A 19,559-nucleotide genomic window follows, 5' to 3' on the forward strand; every position below is an offset into this window, starting at 1 on the left:
TACATTTAAGAGTCTTTTTATTGCTTACGTTTAATACAGATTTAAAGAAATTTGCCAACAATTCATGTAAAGTTAATCTAAAATAAAAGGATATGGCACAAATGGCTACCCCTACTTAGGGAAACAATCTGCTAGAATTATCCCCAATCAAGATTAACAGAGGCAACTCAGCGAAACTGTTGCAAAAAGGAATTAAAATGAAAAAACTGCTCTCTCTTTTGGTCACGATGAGTTTGGCAGGATTCAGCACTGCAAGTCAGGCTGAGGATCTGCTTCAAGTTTATCAAAAAGCAAAGGACAGTAACCCTGAGTTACGTAAGTCATTAGCTGAACGAAATCAAGCTTTTGAAAAAATTAATGAAGCTCGTGGCTCATTATTACCCCAATTAGGATTAGGCGCATCTGCAGATTATAAAAGCGGCTACCGTGATGCAAGAGATACCGAATCCAATTCGATTGGTGCAAGTTTAACGCTGACTCAAAGTGTGTTTAACATGGCTTTATGGCGCCAATTAAACATGCAAGAAAAAACAGCGGGTATGAGCGACGTAACTTACCAGACAAGTCAGCAAAAGTTGATTTTAGACACCGCGACCGCTTACTTTGATGTTTTACGTGCTATCGACTCCTTATCATTTATTGAAGCGCAAAAAGAACAAGTTTACCGTCAGTTAGATCAAACAACTCAACGTTTTAACGTAGGTTTAGTGGCTATTACTGACGTGCAAAATGCGCGTGCAAATTATGATAGCGTACTGGCACAAGAAGTGGCTGGTCGAAATCAATTAGATAATGCATTAGAAAAACTACGCCAAGTAAGTGGTATCTATTACATTAATCTTGCATCTCTCAATATTGGTCGTTTTTCAACCACATCACCCGACTCTATTGAGAAACTGCTAAAAGATGCTGAAGAACGTAACTTAAGTTTATTAAGTGCACGTTTAGGTCAAGATTTAGCGCGAGAGAATATCCGTTTAGCGCAATCAGGTCACTTACCAACCGTCGATTTAAATGCATCAACTGGCGTATCCAATAGCCATAGTCACGGCAGCGCATTACCACCAGCAACAGCAGGTAATAGTCGTAATAGTTACAGTGGCCAAAATAGTATTGGTCTGTCTGTTAGCATTCCTCTGTATACCGGCGGTAAAACCAGCTCACAAGTTGAACAAGCACAATATGGTTTTACTAGTGCAAGCGAACAATTAGAATCGGTTTATCGTTCTATTGTCCAAATAGCGCGTTCTTCTTATAACAATATCTCTGCATCAATCAGTAGCATTAAAGCGTATCAACAAGTTGTAGTTTCGGCGCAAAGTTCATTAGATGCAACTGAAGCGGGTTATCAAGTGGGGACTCGTACTATTGTTGATGTGTTAAATGCCACAACAACACTTTATGATGCAAAACAAAAATTATCCAACGCGCGTTATGACTATTTAATTAACCAATTAAATATTGAATATGCCCGTGGCACATTAAATGAAAATGATTTGATTAAGTTAAATAATACACTGGGCGAAGAAGTTTCGACTTCACCAGATAGTATTATTCGCCCGTTAACAAGCCCGGCTCTTAACGTTGCGCCTTGATCGTAAATTAAGAATTTAGTCACTGATAAAAAACCGCTCTCAGCGATAAACTGATAAGCGGTTTTTTTTTATACTTCCTCTTCACATAAGATATTGTGTTATGACTTAAATTAAGATCTCAACAATATCTATATTCTTGTATTAACAAATACCTTAATTACAATTAAGTTAAAAAGAGAGGATTTACCTAATTTCATTACCCTTAACCTTATAAAGATCACAAATTTCTGGTTATCCCTGATGATTAGGCGTTTCTTATTTATTTTCTAGACTATTTAACCTATCCTAGCTTTTATTTTGAACGTTTTACCTTTTATGGATCTTATCAATATGCCAATGAAACGTACCAAATCGATTAATCGTGATGCTTTCCGTAAGGCATTTCGTCCTTATCGTCTGGCGCCTGTTGCAATCGCCATCACTGCTGTATTCGCGCTTTCAGGATGTGAAGAGAGCGATGAAACAGTTTCACTGTATATGAATGCACAAGAATGTGCTCAAGCAAATCCTTCACAAGCAGCGCAGTGTGAAGACTCTTATCGTACTGCATTGCAAGAAGCGCAGCGTACAGCACCTAAATACGCAACATTAGAAGACTGTGTAGCGGAATTCGGTGATGCACAATGTACACAAACAGCGTCTATTGATGGACAGCCTGTCAGTACTGAAAATGCCAATAATTTAAGCCCAGACAGCTCACAAATGGCTCAAGCTAACTCTGGTGGTAGCTTCTTTATGCCATTAATGGCGGGTTATATGATGGGTCGCCTAATGGGCGGCGGTGCGCCAGCACAACCTCTGTTTAGTTCACGTAATCCAACAAGCCCTGCAAATGGTAAATTTGTGGATGCAACAGGTCGTAACTATGGTCCAGCGGTGGGTGGTCGTCAAATGAACGTCCCCAAAACAGCCATGACACCAAAACCATCAACAACCTCAACGATAACACGTGGTGGCTTTGGTAATACGGTTTCAAGACAGGCAGCGGCTCAACGTACCAGTGCAACGAATAATAACCGTAGCTCAACCGGTTCATCTTCTTACCGTTCAGGTGGTTAATTAAAACCATGAAACGCGAAAATATCATTGAACGCCCGGATTGGCGTGAAAAAGCAACTGAATTTGGCTTTAACTTTCATACAATGTATGGCGAGCCTTATTGGTCTGAAGATGCTTACTATCAATTCTCAATGGAAGAGGTTGAAACGTTAGAAGAAACAACGGAAGAGTTGCATCAGATGTGCTTACAAGTCGCGGATAAAGTGGCTAATAGTGAAGAGTTGCTGACGCGTTTTCAAATCCCTCGTCACTGTTGGGATTTTGTACGTGATTCATGGAAATCCTCCCAACCTTCTCTCTATTCACGTCTTGATTTAGCGTATGACGGTAAAAGTCCGGCAAAACTGTTAGAAAATAATGCAGATACGCCAACTTCACTGTATGAATCTGCTTTTTTCCAATGGATCTGGCTTGAAGATCAAGTTAATGCAGGCCGTTTACCACAAAATTCTGATCAATTTAATAGTATTCAAGAGAAGTTAATTGATCGTTTTGCAGAGCTTCGTGATCAATACGGAATGCGTTATCTACATGTATCTTGTTGCCAAGATACGGAAGAAGATCGTGGTACAGTTCAATATCTACAAGATTGTGCTGAAGAAGCTGAAGTCACGACTGACTTTGTCTTTATTGAAGATCTGGGTCTCGGTGAACGGGGTGAATTAACTGATCTGCAAGATCAGATAATCAGCAATATGTTTAAGCTTTACCCTTGGGAATTTATGTTCCGTGAAGACTTCTCAACTAAGCTGGCTGATGCCGGCATTCGTTGGTTAGAACCTTCTTGGAAGAGTATTATTTCGAATAAAGCATTACTGCCAATGCTTTGGGAGATGTTCCCTAATCACCCAAATCTACTACCTGCGTATTTTTATGATGGCAAAGCGCCGGATTCATTATCACGTTATGTTATCAAGCCACTGTTTTCACGCGAAGGTGCAAATATTCGCATTGTTGAAAACGGCAAAGATATTGCTGTTGCAGATGGACCTTATGGTGAAGAAGGCTTTATTGTTCAGGATTTCCATCCATTGCCAAAATTCGGCGATAGCTACACCTTAATCGGTAGCTGGTTAGTGAATGATCAATCTGCGGGTATTTGTATCAGAGAAGATAGAGAGTTAATCACACAAGATCTCTCCCGCTTCTATCCACATATTATTTTAGATTAATAGAAATCTTAAAATTATATTGAGCACCTTATTGTTTATAAGCAGTAAGGTGTTTTTTATTGCAAAAATCTTCTCATTTTATGATTTCAATATATGGCTATATTCCAGAAATAATCATATCCATAGCAGATACAATCGCAGTATGGATCTCAGGTTTAACACACACGATATCAACGGTTCTTAACTTATTCTTTGCTACAACGGTTATAGATTTCGTCATAACAACATATTTCTGATTATCTATTTCAATATCGATTTATTTAATGAAATATAAAAAGTATTCATTGAATAGTAATGAAACTTATCAGAGATTTATTCAAATGAAAATAAAATCAATATAAACAAAAGGTTAAGTGTATTTATTATATCTATATAAAAAATTGGAAAGAGCAACAATGAGGAAAATATAATGAGTCGATACATTATATTTAATATAAAAAAGGTCAAATTCTACAAAAGTGAATTTGACCTTTAGATATTATAAATTAGCTTTATTGAACAATCTTATCCAATCTGAAATGTCATCATACTGAGTGATTTATTGACAATGTCATTATTCAGTAATGTCACTTTTTCACCTTCTTGTTTTAAACCTAATAGGTATAACGCAGGTAAAAAATGCTCTGCGGTTGGATGGGACAATCGCCCTTCTTCCGTTGATAAAATCGTAAAGAGATCAGTTGGCTCTTTGTCACTTTGCAAGCTACTTTCTATTGCTTCACTAAATGAAAGTGCCCAAGGATAAGGCGTTGCATCACTATTTTGCCAATCCATCATTCTTAAGTTATGAACAATATTACCGCTACCAATAATTAAGACGCCTTCTTTACGCAATTCAACCAACTTTTGCCCTAATTGATAGTGCCATTGTGCCGATTGACGTGCATCAATGCTTAATTGAACCACTGGAATATTCGCATTGGGATACATTTTTTCAAGTATTCCCCAACTTCCATGATCTAATCCCCATTGATCCATATCGAGTTTTAATTTAATCGGATCAATCAGATCTTCAACCAACGCAGCTAAACTTATCGATCCTCGCGCGGGGTATTCTATTGCATACAATTCTGGTGGAAATCCATAAAAATCATGAATTGTCTTTGGTTGCGACATCGCCGTTACATAAGTACCATCGGTATACCAATGGGCTGAAATGACTAAAATCGCTTTAGGCTGAGGAAGCGTTTCCCCTAATTTTGACCAGAGGCGAGTATATGTATTATCTTCTAATACATTCATTGGACTACCATGCCCAATAAACAGCGCTGGCATCATTTTTGTTTCCATAACCACCTCTTATGGCAAGTGTTCTTATCACATAAGCATACTGCCTTCTTACTTAAAATATAGTCAAAGAAGCATGAAATAGTTATTCAAAAAATATGAAAAAAGCCACCTAAGTTTCCTTAAGTGGCTTGTATAAGTGTGTGTGTGTTTTCAGTGTCGTTTATAACATGTTAATTTCAGCCAGCTTTTTTCTCCTCACGAAGACGATAAGCCACTAAATCTTCAATAGTTAACACCGGCATATTGTGCTTTTTAGCAAAAGTAATCACTTCGGGTGCTCTTGCCATTGTACCATCATCATTCGTTAATTCGCATAACACGGCAACAGGTTTAAAACCGGCTAACGTTGCTAAATCAATCGATGCCTCAGTGTGTCCACCTCGCGTTAACACACCACCAGGTTGCGCACGTAATGGGAATACGTGACCTGGGCGATTTAAATCACTTGGTTTTGCATTGTCAGCGGCAGCGGCTCGTACGGTCGTTAAACGGTCAGATGCTGAAACACCTGTTGTTACACCTTGCGCTGCTTCAATGGTTACTGTAAATGCCGTATGGAAATGACTGGTGTTATTTTCCACCATCATAGGCAAATCAAGTTGTTGACGTCGTTCTTCTGTAATGCATAAACAAACAATGCCACTACCATGACGAATAGACATCGCCATTTGTTCTGTGGTCATCGTTTCTGCTGCGAAAACCATATCGCCTTCATTTTCGCGGTTCTCGTCATCGAGCACCATCACGCCTTTACCAGCACGAAGGGCTTCTAGAGCAAGTTCAACACGCTCAAATGGATTACCAAATTCGGAAAGTAGCGTCTGATTCATGGTAAAAAAACCTCAATAATTAATGAAAGTTACCAGAATCAGGGCAGTCTTAGGAGTGGATCTCTGCTTAACAAATACACAAGCAGAAACAACAGGAATGGATACAATGATCCTACTGATGCTATTTTATTCTCTCCCATCCAGACTTTAACTGTCGGCTCCAGGATCACACTGGATCTGCTGACCTTTGCATTACAATGGCAACACAAAGCGCTCGCGGGCTTTACCTAAGTATTCAGGTATCTACCGCCGGTGGGGACTTTCACCCCGCCCTGAGATTAACAGTGAAACTATACGCTTTAAAATTATAAGAGGCAATAATCAATCAGCGACAATCGTTGTTTCATCACATAATCATTTTATGACATACGGTTATTTAACGATTTATAATAAAAAAGTAACAATAATCTTGATATCTGGTTTTATTCCCTCTGTCCTCATATTACACTTAGCCTCAGCTTTCTATTTTATTTGTGAGGACTTCCCATGTTGGACCCGAAAAAACTTGAACAAGTTGCGCGCCAAATCCAAAACGTTCTACCACAGGGCATTAAGGATTTGGGTGATGATATTGATAAAAAAATCCGCACTGTTCTGCAATCTCAATTAAACAAATTGGATTTAGTCAATCGCGAAGAGTTTGATGTACAAACTCAGGTCTTATTACGTACTCGTGAAAAACTTAATCGTTTAGAACAACGTTTAAATGAGCTAGAAGCGGGTCTGCAGGTAAAACCTCAAGCAGAAGTTACCCAAATTGAAGACGTTGAAATTGTGGTAGAAACTCAAGCAGAAAATAAAGCTTAATCAATGACTTTATTGCTTATTTAAGCCATAAAGCAAAAACCCTGTATCTCACAAAGACACAGGGTTATTTTTTATCTACTCACTATACCTATTAGCAACTATTTTAATTCTGGCCAATAGTCTTTATTCACTTCAATTAAATCATCTAAAATTGCTTTTGCAACAGTCGCACTAGGGACTGTTTTAGACATCGTAATCGCCTGCCAAAGTTTCAAATATGATTTTTCAATCCATGCTTCTACCACTAATTTTTCAACTGCAACTTGTTGGCTCATCATCCCTTTTTGGAATAATGGAATTTTACCCATGACTAAAGGCTCTGGCCCATGACTTCCTACAATACATGGGATCTCAACCATTGCCTCTGGATCAAAATTTATAATTGAACCGTTGTTAGGAACGATCAATAACATTCTTTCTTGAGTATTAAACGCAATAGCGGTTGCCAGATCGACAATGTAAGAAGCATGCTCATCAATCTCAAGATGCCCTGCTGATGATTTACCCGCACTTGTAATGGCACGACAAGCGCTAAATACATTCTTTTCTCTGTGCTCCATCACTTCATTCGCACGAGTATGATGAGGATCAGAATGCGCAACGACATAATCTGGGAATAAATAATATTTCAAGTAAGTGTTTGGCATTGTTGATGGATCTAACGCCCAGACATCTTTTGCTTTACCGAATGTATCATTCCAACTTGCTTCAACCGGCTCACCAGCCACTTTGGGAATATATCCATGTTCAGCAACATGTTTACGAATAACAGGCAATAAATCATTACCCTGCAGATCTTCAACCTGAGTCCACCAGCCAAAGTGATTTAAACCGTAGTAACGAACCCGCATCTCTTTGCGTGATTTTAATCCTGCAATTTGCGCCATACGTGACTCAATACCAATTGGCATATCACAAATATTTAAGATCTTCGCATTAGGTTTTAAACGACGAGTAGCTTCAGCAACAATGGCTGCAGGGTTAGAATAATTTAGCATCCACGCATTTGGTGAATATTTTTCCATATATTCAACTAATTCTAAAACACCACCAATAGAACGCATACCATAAGCAATACCACCAGGCCCACAAGTTTCTTGCCCTAATACACCATGACGCAAAGGAATTTTTTCATCTTTTTCACGCATTGGATATTTACCAACACGGATATGTGCCATAACAAAATCAACATCCGTAAAGGCAGTCTTAGGATCTGTGGTATAGCAAAACTCAATTTCAGGTGCTTTTTCTGTCAGAATTATTTCACACGCTTTAGCAATGATTTCTTGCCGCTCGGCATCATTGTCATAAAATTTGATGGCTCTTAGTGGAAAACGTTTTAAATTCTCCAGTAGCATCAAAATAATACCGGGTGTAAATGTACTACCGCCACCTGCAATTACGACTGAGAACTTCTTCATTATATAGCCTCCGACAAGGTGATATTTTGTGAATCGTCTTTCATTAGTTGTTCAATCTTGTCTCTCACTTGAGAAACGTGTAGCCCGATAATAATTTGTAATGCATGACCTTTACGCACTACACCATGTACACCGAGCCCTTTAAAATAAGCATCCGTTTCAACTATCCCGTTATCTATTACTTCAATACGTAAACGTGTTGCACAGTTATTTAAGGATTTGATATTTCTGCTTCCCCCCAAGCCTTCGAGAATACCTTTAGGCAATGCGAGTTTGCGGTCTTCTTTTGCTGTTTTTGCACTATCTGAATCTTGTGATTTTTTATTTTTATAGTCTTGTTTGCTATACAGTTTTATCTCTTCGTCATCTTCTTCTCGGCCTGGTGTTTTTAAATTAAGTTTGATAATTAATGTTCTAAACACCACAAACCAAATCATTGTAAAAATTAAACCGATGACTATTTGCGTGATAATCATTCCGTAATGGTTATGAAACATTGGGATCCAATTCATAGGAAGGAAATTATCGATGATCCCCCCACCCATATTTCCAACAACACCAAAGTGATAAAGCGTTGTCGCTAATGTGGCGGCTAACACGGCATGAATCGCAAACAATAACGGTGAGATAAATAAGAATGTGAACTCTAAAGGTTCTGTTATTCCCACAAACACTGCGGTCAACGCAGAAGGTATAAGTAAACCTGCAATTTTGGCTCTATTTTTAGGTGCGGCAGTAAAATAAAGAGCCAGCGCGATACCAATAGAGCCAAAGACCTTGCTATTACCATGTAGCGCAAAGCCACCCTCAGGAAATAACTCTTTTAAAGATTGAGTGCTTTGACTGAAATATTGCATATTTTGAGCCCAATCAACTTGAATACCATGTTCAGTGACGGCTGGGCCAAAAATAAAAGGTCCGTAAATAAAATGATGTAAACCAGTAGGAATTAAAATACGCTCAAGAAAGGTATATATCCAAACACCCAAAGAGCCTGATTCAACCATAAATACTTGCAAAGATTGAATACCAATTTGCACTTTAGGCCAGAAAAATAACGTTATCCACGCTAAGGGTAACATGACAAAAAAACTAATTAATACAACATAGGATGTCCCCTGAAATATACCTAGAAATACAGGAAGCTGTTTATCGAAATAACGATTATGTATACCGGTTACAATACCAGCAATAATAATTGCACCAATAATACTGGTATCTAATGTTTTAATACCGGCAATCATGGTAAGACCACTATTTCCGCCAACTTCATTTGTAAAGTCCACGCCAAAATAACTGCCCCAAACAATCCCCATTGCATTAATAAAATAATTCCATGTGAGAAAACTCACCATAACAGCAAGGCAAGCTCTTGCTTGTGCTGTTTTAGCTAAACCTATGGGTAAACCAATTGCAAAAATAAGAGGCATATTACGAAAAACAGTCCATCCTCCCTCTTCAATAATATGAACAATTTGAGAAAATAAACTATCGGGTCTTAATAAATCTTCACTAATAAATAATGGATTCTGTAATAGAATTGCAATGCCTACAACAATACCTGCAAAAGGAAATAGCAGGACAGGGGTAAACATGGCTCCACCAAATCTTTGTATTTGACTGAGCATAAAAATATCCTCTTATTTACTGCTACTGAGATAACATGCTATTTAATTTATTTTTATTCTGTAAATTTAGATTAGATTCTTTTCTCTTTATTCTCTCACTAGAAATGAGGTATTCGTGATCTGATTCATATTAATCTTTTAAGCAAAGTGATCTATTTTTTAGTAAAAAAGCAGATCATTTTTTATTTTTTGATAACGTTCACATTTTCACTCTACAAATCATTTTTCTATATATCAAAAGATTAGACTCAGATATTCTCAATATAGAAAGCCGTTTTTTAGAATAAAAAGAGGTATAAAAGTGATCTATAAAGACATTGCAAAAAGCCTAAGAATTCAAATAAATTCGGCTGGATATCAAATTGGTGACACATTACCGTCTGAAAAAGCATTAGCAGAACAATATGATGTTTCAAGAATGACTATCCGTAAAGCAATAGACTTACTGGTTATCGCAGGTTTATTAGAACGAAAACAAGGCTCAGGGACTTATATTAAAGAGAAAGATGTTCATCATGAAAATGCAAGCTTAAAAGGTTTTGTCGAATTAATGGCAAATACAGGCCACAATGTAAGAAGTGACGTTATAGAATTTAGTGTTATTCCCTGTCCTTTATCTATCGCCAGTAAACTACGCATTAATTCAAATGAACGTATTTTTTATTCAAGGCGAATACGTTACGTTGATAATAAACCACTTATTGTTGAAGATAGTTATATGCCTGTTAAATATTTCGGTAATTTAACATTAACCCATTTAGAGGGTTCTAAATTTGATTTTATTGAAAATATTTGCCAAATAAAAATAGCGGGAAGTTACGAGACATTTCATCCTATAATGCCAGACAACAATATTTGTCAATTATTAAAAATAGAGAATAACATTCCAATATTAAGGCTCAGCACATTATCATACAGCATCCATGGTGATTATATAAACTATTCAATAATGTATAGAAACACTCAAGATTATATTGTTGAATATCATTTAAAACGAGAACAATAGTTATTAATAATGAATAATATTAAAGACGAATAAATAATGGCTATAGCAAAAAAGCACCCCGTAGAGTGCTTTTTAAACTTAATAAAAGCGCTTAATTATTTCTTTTTAATCGCATTAATAATATTTGTTGTAGAAATGCCGTCTTCAAAATTCAGCACTTTTACTTCACCACCGGCAGCCCAAACTTCTTTGCTACCTGCGATATCTTCAGGCTTATAATCACCACCTTTAACTAAGATATCGGGTAATACAGAGGCAATTAAACGCTGCGGGGTATCTTCTTCAAACGCAACCACCCAATCGACTGCACCTAAAGCACCTAAGACTGTCATACGCTGTTCTAATGGGTTAACGGGGCGTGTTTCACCTTTTAGACGCTTCGTTGAAGCGTCGCTATTGACAGCAACAATCAAACGATCCCCTAATTTACGGGCATTTGCTAAATAGCTTACATGTCCTGCATGAAGAATATCGAAGCATCCATTGGTCATTACAATGCGTTCGCCACGTTGACGCGCTAATTCGACGGCTTGTTTTAATTGATCTTCTGCCATGATACCAAAACCATTATCAGAACGACCACGAATAGCATTTTCAAGCTCAATAGGCGAAACCGTTGAAGTCCCCAATTTACCGACAACAACGCCAGCGGCTGCATTAGCAAGGAAACAAGCTTCACTTAAAAGTTTGCCGGCAGCTAAAGAGGTGGCTAATACACCAATTACCGTATCACCTGCCCCCGTAACATCATAAACTTCTTGTGCTTGCGTTGGTAAATGTAATGGGGCTTCATTCGCACGAAGTAAGCTCATTCCGCGTTCTGAGCGAGTGATCAACAACGCTTCAAGCTCTAAATCTCGAACTAATTGAGTCCCTTTTTCCACCAGCTCATCATCGGTTTTACAAACACCAACTACTTGCTCAAACTCAGACATATTGGGTGTTAATAATGTCGCGCCACGATAACGCTCAAAATCGCTTCCTTTTGGATCAATTAAAACTGGCACACCCGCTTTTTTCGCCAGTTGGATCATCTCTTGGACATGAGAGAGCGCCCCTTTGGCATAATCAGATAAAACCAATGCACCAATAGAAGGTAAGGCTTGCTGAATACGTTCATAAATAGGCTGAGGATCAACATTGCTAAACCCTTCTTCAAAATCAAGACGGATTAATTGCTGATTACGAGAAAGAACGCGTAATTTTGTGATCGTTGGATGTGTCGCAACAGAGACAAAATCACAACGCACATTGACCTGATTTAATGTATTGCTCAATGCTTTTGCGGCTTCATCAATACCGGTTAAACCCACTAAACGCGAATTAGCACCAAGAGACGCAATATTCATTGCAACGTTTGCCGCACCACCCGGTCGCTCTTCGGTGGTATCGACTTTAACTACTGGCACTGGGGCTTCTGGTGAAATACGGCTTGTTGGGCCATACCAATAGCGATCTAACATGACGTCACCGACAACCAGTACATTGGCCTTATTAAAATCCGGCAGCGTTACTTTCATCCCATACTCCACATTTATTTTCAAAATAAGCCGAAATAATACCATAACTTGTTAGGCAAAAAGAGAGACACACAAGACTTCATGCCAACAAACCATTACTCTTGTTCACCAAGCCACTTCAGTTTGCTTTTTAATACGCATTCTCGCTCTGCGATAAAACAATGATTATCCACAATGGCAGGTAATGCTTGTAGCGCCAGATGATGTAATTCATTACGCAATGTGACATAAGCATGTGTTAAAACGAGCGCTTCATCTTCATCCATCACTTGATGCTTTGCCATTAACTCAAAAATACGCACATTATCAGACCAACGAGTTAAAGCAGGATATTGGTGAGAAAAACGCAATACTAAATATTGTGCGATAAATTCAATATCCGTAATACCGCCAGATGAGGTTTTTAAATCAAACTTGTCCGCTTGTGTTGGAGCAAGATGTTGCACCATTTTTTTACGCATATCGCGCACTTCATTTTGTAACACATCAGCATCACGAGAAAGGCATAGCGTTTCATGACGAATACGTGAAAACATCTGTTGTAATTCATCATCACCATAAATCATTCTAGCGCGAATTAAAGCTTGATGTTCCCAAGTCCAAGCTTCATTTTTCTGATATTCATCAAACGCTTGGATAGTACTCACAAACATACCGGATTCACCCGAAGGGCGTAAACGCGCATCGACTTCATACAACACACCAGACGATGTTCTGGTACTAAACAAATGGATAATACGCTGAGCTAAGCGCAGATAAAATTGGCGGGCATCAATCTGTTTTGCCCCTGTTGTTACTGTGTTTATTGGACAATCTAGTAAAAAGACCAAGTCTAAATCAGAGCTATACCCTAATTCCCATCCCCCCAATTTACCGTATCCAATCACCGCAAAACCCAGTCCATCACGATGAGCTAGATGTTCAGGTTCCCCATAACGTTTCACCATATATGACCAAGCTTGATGAACAACCGCATGAATAATAGCTTCAGCTAAATAGGTTAAGTGATCGCTCACCTTCATCACTGGCAATACCCCAGTTATATCTTCAGCGGCGATACGTAGTAATTGAGCTTGCTTAAACTGACGTAATGCTTCTAATCGTTGTTCTTCGTCTTCTTCTGGCACACGTAATAAATATTGACGTAATTCATCACGATACGCATCTAAAGGCAACGGTTGATAGAGAGAACTAGGATCGAGTAATTCATCTAATAATAAAGGGTGAAGCGCTAATTGTTCAGCGATCATCGGAGATGCCGCGCAGAGCCGTATAACATGCGTTAAAACTTCATCTGACTCCTGCATCAACTCTAAATACGTTGTGCGACTCACAATACTTAATAGCAAAGGCGTCACACGTTGTAGTATTACTAGGGTTTGAGGTTGCTGACAAATTTTAGCCAATAGTTTGGGCATTAAGGCATCAAGAACATCGCGTCCTCTCGGTCCTATTGTTCGCTTGCCAATATCTTGGCGAAAATTCTGCAACGTCTGATTTATTGCCTCAAGCGCTTCAATGGTTAATGTTTCATGAAATAATGGCGACGTTTCAGGCAAGCGACCAAGTAACCAAAGACGTTTAAATTCAGAAATATCATCTTCATCATCATTTTCATCTTCTTCACCAATTAATTGCGTGAAGATCACGGAAACAGCTCGCATCTTATCGTTAATTTCTTGATAAAGCGTTTCCCAATCATCAAATCCCATTGCAAAAGTTAACCGAACTTTATCTTCTTCACTTTCAGGTAAAGTTTGGGTTTGTTGATCACCAATAGATTGCAGTAAATTTTCTAATCGACGAAGGAAAAGATAACTTTCAGTGAGTTGAGCTGTTTCTTGTGACGTTAACAACTCAAGTTTAGTGATAACATTGAGCACGGTTAACAATGAATTACTTTGTAACTCGGGCTCTCTTCCCCCACGAATTAGCTGGAAAACCTGAGTAATAAATTCGATTTCACGAATACCACCAGAGCCTAATTTTATATTATCAATCATACCACGACGACGAACTTCTCGACTTATCATGGATTTCATATTTCTAAGTGATTGAATAACACTAAAATCAATATAACGACGATAAACAAAAGGACGCAACATTTGTCGTAAAACTTGGCAATACTCTTTCTTTTCAGCACCTAAAACACGCGCTTTGATCATCGCATAGCGTTCCCAATCGCGCCCTTGCTCTTGATAATAATCTTCCAGTGCTGCAAAGCTCATGACTAAAGGCCCACTTTCGCCAAAAGGGCGTAATCGCATATCAACACGATAGACAAAACCATCAATAGTGTGCTGATCTAAAGCCTTAATAAGCTTTTGACCTAAGCGAGTAAAAAACTGTGCATTATCTAATTCTCGGCGCCCGCCTTGTGTAAATCCATTTTCAGGATAGGCAAAAATTAAGTCGATATCGGAAGAAAAGTTAAGCTCAAACCCACCGAGTTTCCCCATTCCTAAAATCAGTAACGGCTGAGGTTTCCCTTCATTATCACAAGGTGTTCCCCATTGCTGGCAACATTGTTGATAAAGCGTATCTCTCGCGACACAAATCAATGTTTCAGCTAATACGCTCAAATGTTTTAGCGTACAAGGAATATCACCCAATCGAAAAAATTGTAGCCATGCAATACGCACTAATTGTTGATGACGAAATTGGCGTAAGATCCGCATCACATCATCTTCATTATCAATATTGGTTAATTTTGCCGTTAATTGAGATTCATAACTCTGCCATTCCTCATGGGTTGGTGGATTTTGCCTGATATCAGCCAACCATTGAGGATTAACACATAAATGCTCTGTTGCAAAAGGGCTAAAAGCCAAAAACTGTTGTTCTTGTTGATTAAAAGGCGCTAGCGCATTTAATTGAGAAGAGAACCCGCACTGTGCTTTATTCCACAATTGTTGAAATACACCGATAACAGACATAAATAGACTCTCAAGTTGTCAGGAAATTAAGCAATAGATAGTAACCACGCCATAGAAGATAACTTAAAGTTCAACCATAAAACATGATAATAGTCGGTTGCGGTTGTAAATGTTAACGGCGAAATAGCACCGAGTGACTGTTGCATAGATTCAGGTAAATCAGACTGTTTTTTACACCAATCTGAAAATAACGCTAACATCGCAGGCATGGTCATTGTCGGTGGTGTGGGGTTAGCAAAGATAGCTTCTTCTAATGCTTGTATTGCACTTAACCATTTTGTGAGTTGCTGAGCAGTTGTGTCACTCGGGGAAAGATTTACCACACTTAACGATAAATCTGGTTTATCTTTCGCCAGATAATAGCCTCTAGCCGCTTTACTGCGAGAAGCAAGACGTAATCCCCCTTTTTCCCCCAAATAAGCCGCTAATGCGATAACATCGGATACATGACCTTTTTTAAGTTCTAACTCGAACTCTTCAATCGGCAACTCATATTGATGAGTGCGAATAGCCCCTTTATCTAACACCACTTCAATTTGGCTATCTTGAAAATCCACCAGCCAGATTTCGCGATAAAAATCAGTATTAAACAGCACATCAAGTTGCGTTTCTAATTGAACAAGATCGGTATTTTCAGGCCAGATTTCTGCAGGAAAGCGAGCCAGCTCTAGTTTGGGCTGTGCTAATTCCACGTTATATTCTGGACGTTGATGCAAACCTGCAACGACGTTACCCGCTGTTTTAATTGTCATTTCATAATGATCATCAACACCACGAATACGCAACCCCATATCCCAACGACGAATTTGATTATCTGTCGTCTCAAAGTAAAGATTAGTCAGCTTTTTGGGGGCTGAGTGCTGATGAGGTAGGATCAGAATGCGCTGAATAATGTGAGGAATAGCGGCAGGTATGGCACTCATTTTGAGTTCAGTTTCTAATTGGCTCATTCTATTTCCCTTAAGTAAATCAATTGATTAGTAAAATATTTGACGCATTTTCATTTTGCAAGTGATAGCCTAATAACAATAATGAATAAAAGGCAGATTATCCCTATATTCTACCAGTTAAGAGTGTTCTCATTCTGGTTTACTATTTGCTTACGCAAACTTTACTCTTTAGTATCAGTAAAAATATTCTCTTGTATAGATAAAAAAGTTGAAAACATAATGCGAAAATTACCCTTACTTTTTCTTTCCTTACTTGGCTTAGGCGTTTCTCTGAGCTCACACGCAGAAACTCGTTATGTTTCCGATGAATTATCCACTTATGTACACAGTGGACCAGGAAATCAGTATCGAATTGTTGGCTCTTTAAATTCGGGCTCAACCGTGACTGTACTTTCTCGTAACGCAGCAACGGGCTATGTACAGATTAAAGACGATAAAGATCGTACCGTTTGGTTACCAGAAAGCCAACTCAGTACCCAACCAAGTATGCGTACTCGCATTCCTGCTATGGAAAAAGAGATCCAAACACTGCGCGATAAACTGGCGAATATCGACCAGAGCTGGAACCAACGTACCACTGATATGCAAAATAAAGTTTCAAACAGCGATGACATCATCAATGGCTTGAAAAAAGAAAATGAACAAATGAGAACAAAGCTCGCTGTTGCAGAGAAAAAACTCGATTTTGCTAATCAACAATTAGATGACAGACAACGCGATATCATCTTACAGTGGTTTATGTATGGTGGTGGTGTTGCGGGCGCAGGTCTTATCTTTGGTCTGATCCTCCCACATATTATTCCACGTCGTCGTAAACGAAATGATCGTTGGATGAACTAACATCCGACCAAAGGAACAGTAAACCCGTGAATATATACCTTGTTGGTGGCGCTGTGCGTGACCAACTATTACAGCTCCCTGTTAAAGACAGAGACTGGGTTGTTGTTGGTGCAACACCTCAAATGCTGTTACAACAAGGCTATCAACAAGTAGGCAAAGATTTTCCCGTTTTTCTTCATCCTGATACCCATGAAGAATATGCCCTTGCACGTACGGAACGAAAATCAGGCTCAGGTTACACGGGTTTCACTTGTTATGCAGCACCAGATGTCACGTTAGAAGACGATCTCGCGCGTCGTGATCTCACGATCAACGCCATTGCTTATTCTGCTGATGGTGAATATGTCGATCCTTATCATGGCATAGATGACATCAATGCAAGACAACTTCGCCATGTTTCTGAGGCATTTACCGAAGATCCGTTAAGAGTTTTGCGGGTTGCACGTTTTGCGGCACGATTTGCACCTTTAGGATTTAATGTTGCGCCTGAAACACTGCAATTAATGAAGACAATGGTACAAAGTGGTGAGTTAAATGCACTGACTGCTGAGCGAGTTTGGAAAGAAACTGAAAAAGCCCTTGAGAGCGCGGCACCTTCAGTCTATTTCGAAATTTTACGTCAATGTGGTGCTTTAAGCGTTCTTTTTCCTGAAATTGATGCGTTATTTGGTGTACCTGCTCCTGAAAAATGGCACCCAGAAATCGATACCGGCATTCATGCCATGATGGTACTTAATATCGCCAGTCAATTAACAGATGATATTGCGGTGCGCTTTAGTGCCCTATGTCATGATCTAGGAAAAGGATTAACACCTCCAGAGAATTGGCCTAATCACCACGGACATGGTCCCGCCGGTGTTCCTTTAGTTGAAGCTTTGTGCCAACGTTATCGTATTCCTAATCATATTCGTGACTTAGCGCGTTTAACGGCAAGATTTCATGATCACATCCACCTTATTGATAGAATGCGCCCTTCTAAAATAATCCGCTTATTTGATGCTATTGATGCATGGCGAAAACCTGAACGCGTTGAGCAATTAGCCATGGTGAGTGAAGCAGATGCAAGAGGGCGCAAAGGATCAGAAAATCTTGTTTATCCACAACGCGCATTTCTTTGCCAAGCTTTCGCGGTTGCAAATAGTGTGGATATTAAGCCAATCATTGAAAGTGGGTTAAAAGGAAGTGCAATACGAGATGCACTAACCAAACAACGAGAAGTCGCGATTATAAAATGGAAATCGCGACTTAATCAGGATCAGTGCTAATTAAGCGCGACGCTCAATAATCACACCTACATTGGTGGCTTGTGCAACAGCTCCGGGTTTCGCTAATTTAATTTTTACTCTTGGCACAGCAAATTGCGTTATCAATAGCTGTGCCACTTCTTCAGCAACTCGTTCAACTAATTCAAAACGTCGCGTCTCAACATAGTCGATAATTGCATTACTTACACTGGCATAATCTAAACAATGAGCCACATCATCGGTTTGGGATGCGCGTTTGGTATCCCATTCCATTTCGATATCGAACACTAATTTTTGTTTTATGGTTTTTTCCCAATCATAAACACCGATTGTGGTTATTACTGATAATTGCTCAATAAATACGATATCCATCACGTCATCTCTTATTTTTTCTGCTCATCGGATACCACTTCCGATGAAATATGCGTATTATCCATACATGCCTAACGAACTTACATAAACATTGGAGAATACAAATGAGTGCTAACGCACTTGGAATGATCATCTTCGCCTACTTGTGCGGCTCAATCTCCAGCGCGATATTGATTTGCCGACTGGCAAGACTACCTGATCCAAGAAAATTTGGCTCTGGCAATCCCGGAGCAACCAACGTCCTGCGTATTGGCGGAAAAGCCGCCGCCGCAGCCGTTCTTATCTGTGACGTCCTAAAAGGGATGATCCCTGTTTGGCTCGCCTATTACTTAAATGTGCCTCCTTTTTACCTCGGTATTGTCGCAATAGCAGCTTGTCTTGGGCATATTTATCCTGTTTTTTTCCACTTTAAAGGCGGAAAAGGTGTAGCCACTGCATTTGGCGCTATCGCTGCCATTGGCTGGGATTTAAGTGGGCTTATCGCAGGAACATGGTTACTCACCGTTTTACTGAGTGGCTATTCATCGCTTGGTGCGATTATCAGCGCACTGCTTGCCCCTTTTTATGTTTGGTGGTTTAAACCCGAATTCACTTATCCCGTTGCTTTATTATCATGTCTGGTACTTTACCGTCATCACGACAATATTCAACGTTTATGGCGTGGTCAAGAGAGCCGTATCTGGCATAAATTGAAAAAGAAAACCGAAAAAACGGAAAAAGAGATCATTCAAGAAGCTAAAGAGCAAGAAAAAGAAGATTAATGACATTACGCTTCAAATGAACGCCAAAAACAAAAAGCCACTTTTAAATGAACTGCACCCCAAAAGTTGGACACCAACTTTGGGGTGTTTTTCTATGGCTAAATATTCTCTTGATTTTAAACTAAATG

At 39.1% G+C, this 19,559-nt stretch carries 17 protein-coding genes and 1 riboswitch; of the genes, 8 read left to right on the forward strand and 9 right to left on the reverse strand.

Translation table 11 applies throughout. The features are described 5' to 3' along the window. The first annotated feature begins 197 nt into the window (after positions 1–197). The 3 genes from tolC (at position 198) to DK865_RS16980 (ending at position 3,826) form a co-directional block, all read left to right on the forward strand. Positions 198–1,595 carry an outer membrane channel protein TolC gene (gene tolC / locus DK865_RS16970; RefSeq protein WP_023582764.1) on the forward strand — a complete coding sequence of 466 codons (1,398 nt, stop codon included), beginning with the start codon at positions 198–200 and terminating at the stop codon, positions 1,593–1,595. 330 nt (positions 1,596–1,925) lie between these two features. Next, complete coding sequence (locus DK865_RS16975; RefSeq protein ID WP_036913841.1) at positions 1,926–2,654, forward strand: DUF1190 family protein; 729 nt, start codon at positions 1,926–1,928, stop codon at positions 2,652–2,654. Positions 2,655–2,662: 8 nt separating this feature from the next. Further along, positions 2,663–3,826: a glutathionylspermidine synthase family protein gene (locus tag DK865_RS16980; RefSeq protein ID WP_023582766.1), complete on the forward strand. Its 1,164-nt coding sequence runs from the start codon at positions 2,663–2,665 to the stop codon at positions 3,824–3,826. Positions 3,827–3,923: 97 nt separating this feature from the next. On the opposite strand, the gene DK865_RS18980 is transcribed toward DK865_RS16980, so the two are convergent. The 3 genes from DK865_RS18980 to ribB form a co-directional block, all read right to left on the reverse strand. After that, on the reverse strand, positions 3,924–4,046 hold the full coding sequence (locus DK865_RS18980; RefSeq protein WP_267128450.1) for a hypothetical protein: 123 nt from the start codon (positions 4,044–4,046) through the stop codon (positions 3,924–3,926). Between the two features lie 284 nt (positions 4,047–4,330). Next, the gene (gene ygiD, locus DK865_RS16985; RefSeq protein WP_023582767.1) at positions 4,331–5,116 is read right to left on the reverse strand and encodes a 4,5-DOPA-extradiol-dioxygenase; all 786 of its coding nucleotides are present in this window, start codon (positions 5,114–5,116) and stop codon (positions 4,331–4,333) included. Positions 5,117–5,292: 176 nt separating this feature from the next. Continuing rightward, on the reverse strand, positions 5,293–5,946 hold the full coding sequence (ribB, locus tag DK865_RS16990) for a 3,4-dihydroxy-2-butanone-4-phosphate synthase (RefSeq protein WP_023582768.1): 654 nt from the start codon (positions 5,944–5,946) through the stop codon (positions 5,293–5,295). Between the two features lie 124 nt (positions 5,947–6,070). Beyond that, positions 6,071–6,230: riboswitch (FMN riboswitch) on the reverse strand. A 202-nt stretch (positions 6,231–6,432) separates the two neighbouring features. On the opposite strand from ribB, the gene ubiK reads away from it, so the two are divergent. Next, positions 6,433–6,753: a ubiquinone biosynthesis accessory factor UbiK gene (gene ubiK / locus DK865_RS16995; RefSeq protein WP_109392408.1), complete on the forward strand. Its 321-nt coding sequence runs from the start codon at positions 6,433–6,435 to the stop codon at positions 6,751–6,753. Between the two features lie 98 nt (positions 6,754–6,851). Here ubiK and DK865_RS17000 read toward each other — a convergent pair whose 3' ends face one another. Then, the gene (locus tag DK865_RS17000) at positions 6,852–8,174 is read right to left on the reverse strand and encodes a 6-phospho-alpha-glucosidase (RefSeq protein WP_023582770.1); all 1,323 of its coding nucleotides are present in this window, start codon (positions 8,172–8,174) and stop codon (positions 6,852–6,854) included. After that, the gene (locus tag DK865_RS17005) at positions 8,174–9,802 is read right to left on the reverse strand and encodes an alpha-glucoside-specific PTS transporter subunit IIBC (RefSeq protein ID WP_109392409.1); all 1,629 of its coding nucleotides are present in this window, start codon (positions 9,800–9,802) and stop codon (positions 8,174–8,176) included. The genes DK865_RS17000 and DK865_RS17005 overlap by 1 nt, the downstream gene beginning before the upstream one ends. A gap of 301 nt (positions 9,803–10,103) precedes the next feature. Between DK865_RS17005 and DK865_RS17010 the strand changes: the two genes are divergently transcribed. Beyond that, on the forward strand, positions 10,104–10,808 hold the full coding sequence (locus DK865_RS17010; RefSeq protein ID WP_036913845.1) for a GntR family transcriptional regulator: 705 nt from the start codon (positions 10,104–10,106) through the stop codon (positions 10,806–10,808). Positions 10,809–10,903: 95 nt separating this feature from the next. On the opposite strand, the gene hldE is transcribed toward DK865_RS17010, so the two are convergent. From hldE to DK865_RS17025, 3 genes are all read right to left on the reverse strand, one after another. Beyond that, positions 10,904–12,328, reverse strand: a complete 1,425-nt coding sequence (hldE, locus tag DK865_RS17015) for a bifunctional D-glycero-beta-D-manno-heptose-7-phosphate kinase/D-glycero-beta-D-manno-heptose 1-phosphate adenylyltransferase HldE (RefSeq protein WP_036913848.1) — start codon at positions 12,326–12,328, stop codon at positions 10,904–10,906. Between the two features lie 95 nt (positions 12,329–12,423). After that, positions 12,424–15,264, reverse strand: coding sequence for a bifunctional [glutamate--ammonia ligase]-adenylyl-L-tyrosine phosphorylase/[glutamate--ammonia-ligase] adenylyltransferase (gene glnE, locus DK865_RS17020; protein ID WP_109392410.1), 2,841 nt, complete (start codon positions 15,262–15,264; stop codon positions 12,424–12,426). Positions 15,265–15,290: 26 nt separating this feature from the next. Next, the gene (locus DK865_RS17025; protein ID WP_109392411.1) at positions 15,291–16,214 is read right to left on the reverse strand and encodes a CYTH domain-containing protein; all 924 of its coding nucleotides are present in this window, start codon (positions 16,212–16,214) and stop codon (positions 15,291–15,293) included. Between the two features lie 219 nt (positions 16,215–16,433). On the opposite strand from DK865_RS17025, the gene DK865_RS17030 reads away from it, so the two are divergent. Continuing rightward, positions 16,434–17,054, forward strand: coding sequence for a TIGR04211 family SH3 domain-containing protein (locus DK865_RS17030; protein ID WP_036913850.1), 621 nt, complete (start codon positions 16,434–16,436; stop codon positions 17,052–17,054). A gap of 26 nt (positions 17,055–17,080) precedes the next feature. After that, positions 17,081–18,319, forward strand: a complete 1,239-nt coding sequence (locus tag DK865_RS17035; protein ID WP_109392412.1) for a multifunctional CCA addition/repair protein — start codon at positions 17,081–17,083, stop codon at positions 18,317–18,319. Here DK865_RS17035 and folB read toward each other — a convergent pair whose 3' ends face one another. Beyond that, positions 18,320–18,670, reverse strand: coding sequence for a bifunctional dihydroneopterin aldolase/7,8-dihydroneopterin epimerase (gene folB / locus DK865_RS17040; protein ID WP_109392413.1), 351 nt, complete (start codon positions 18,668–18,670; stop codon positions 18,320–18,322). A gap of 104 nt (positions 18,671–18,774) precedes the next feature. Here folB and plsY point away from each other — a divergent pair, with 104 nt between their 5' ends. Beyond that, complete coding sequence (plsY, locus tag DK865_RS17045; RefSeq protein ID WP_023582777.1) at positions 18,775–19,431, forward strand: glycerol-3-phosphate 1-O-acyltransferase PlsY; 657 nt, start codon at positions 18,775–18,777, stop codon at positions 19,429–19,431. Positions 19,432–19,559 lie beyond the last annotated feature (128 nt).

It is taken from the genome of Proteus cibi (genome assembly GCF_003144405.1).
Taxonomy (GTDB): domain Bacteria; phylum Pseudomonadota; class Gammaproteobacteria; order Enterobacterales; family Enterobacteriaceae; genus Proteus; species Proteus cibi.

Excerpts from the sequence above, each read along its gene's own strand:
- tolC (WP_023582764.1), top strand. The coding sequence starts at position 198 with ATGAAAAAACTGCTCTCTCTTTTGGTCACGATGAGTTTGGCAGGATTC.
- DK865_RS16975 (WP_036913841.1), top strand. The coding sequence starts at position 1,926 with ATGCCAATGAAACGTACCAAATCGATTAATCGTGATGCTTTCCGTAAG.
- DK865_RS16980 (WP_023582766.1), top strand. The coding sequence starts at position 2,663 with ATGAAACGCGAAAATATCATTGAACGCCCGGATTGGCGTGAAAAAGCA.
- DK865_RS18980 (WP_267128450.1), bottom strand. The coding sequence starts at position 4,046 with ATGACGAAATCTATAACCGTTGTAGCAAAGAATAAGTTAAGAACCGTT.
- ygiD (WP_023582767.1), bottom strand. The coding sequence starts at position 5,116 with ATGGAAACAAAAATGATGCCAGCGCTGTTTATTGGGCATGGTAGTCCA.
- ribB (WP_023582768.1), bottom strand. The coding sequence starts at position 5,946 with ATGAATCAGACGCTACTTTCCGAATTTGGTAATCCATTTGAGCGTGTT.
- ubiK (WP_109392408.1), top strand. The coding sequence starts at position 6,433 with ATGTTGGACCCGAAAAAACTTGAACAAGTTGCGCGCCAAATCCAAAAC.
- DK865_RS17000 (WP_023582770.1), bottom strand. The coding sequence starts at position 8,174 with ATGAAGAAGTTCTCAGTCGTAATTGCAGGTGGCGGTAGTACATTTACA.
- DK865_RS17005 (WP_109392409.1), bottom strand. The coding sequence starts at position 9,802 with ATGCTCAGTCAAATACAAAGATTTGGTGGAGCCATGTTTACCCCTGTC.
- hldE (WP_036913848.1), bottom strand. The coding sequence starts at position 12,328 with ATGAAAGTAACGCTGCCGGATTTTAATAAGGCCAATGTACTGGTTGTC.
- glnE (WP_109392410.1), bottom strand. The coding sequence starts at position 15,264 with ATGTCTGTTATCGGTGTATTTCAACAATTGTGGAATAAAGCACAGTGC.
- DK865_RS17025 (WP_109392411.1), bottom strand. The coding sequence starts at position 16,214 with ATGAGCCAATTAGAAACTGAACTCAAAATGAGTGCCATACCTGCCGCT.
- DK865_RS17030 (WP_036913850.1), top strand. The coding sequence starts at position 16,434 with ATGCGAAAATTACCCTTACTTTTTCTTTCCTTACTTGGCTTAGGCGTT.
- folB (WP_109392413.1), bottom strand. The coding sequence starts at position 18,670 with ATGGATATCGTATTTATTGAGCAATTATCAGTAATAACCACAATCGGT.
- plsY (WP_023582777.1), top strand. The coding sequence starts at position 18,775 with ATGAGTGCTAACGCACTTGGAATGATCATCTTCGCCTACTTGTGCGGC.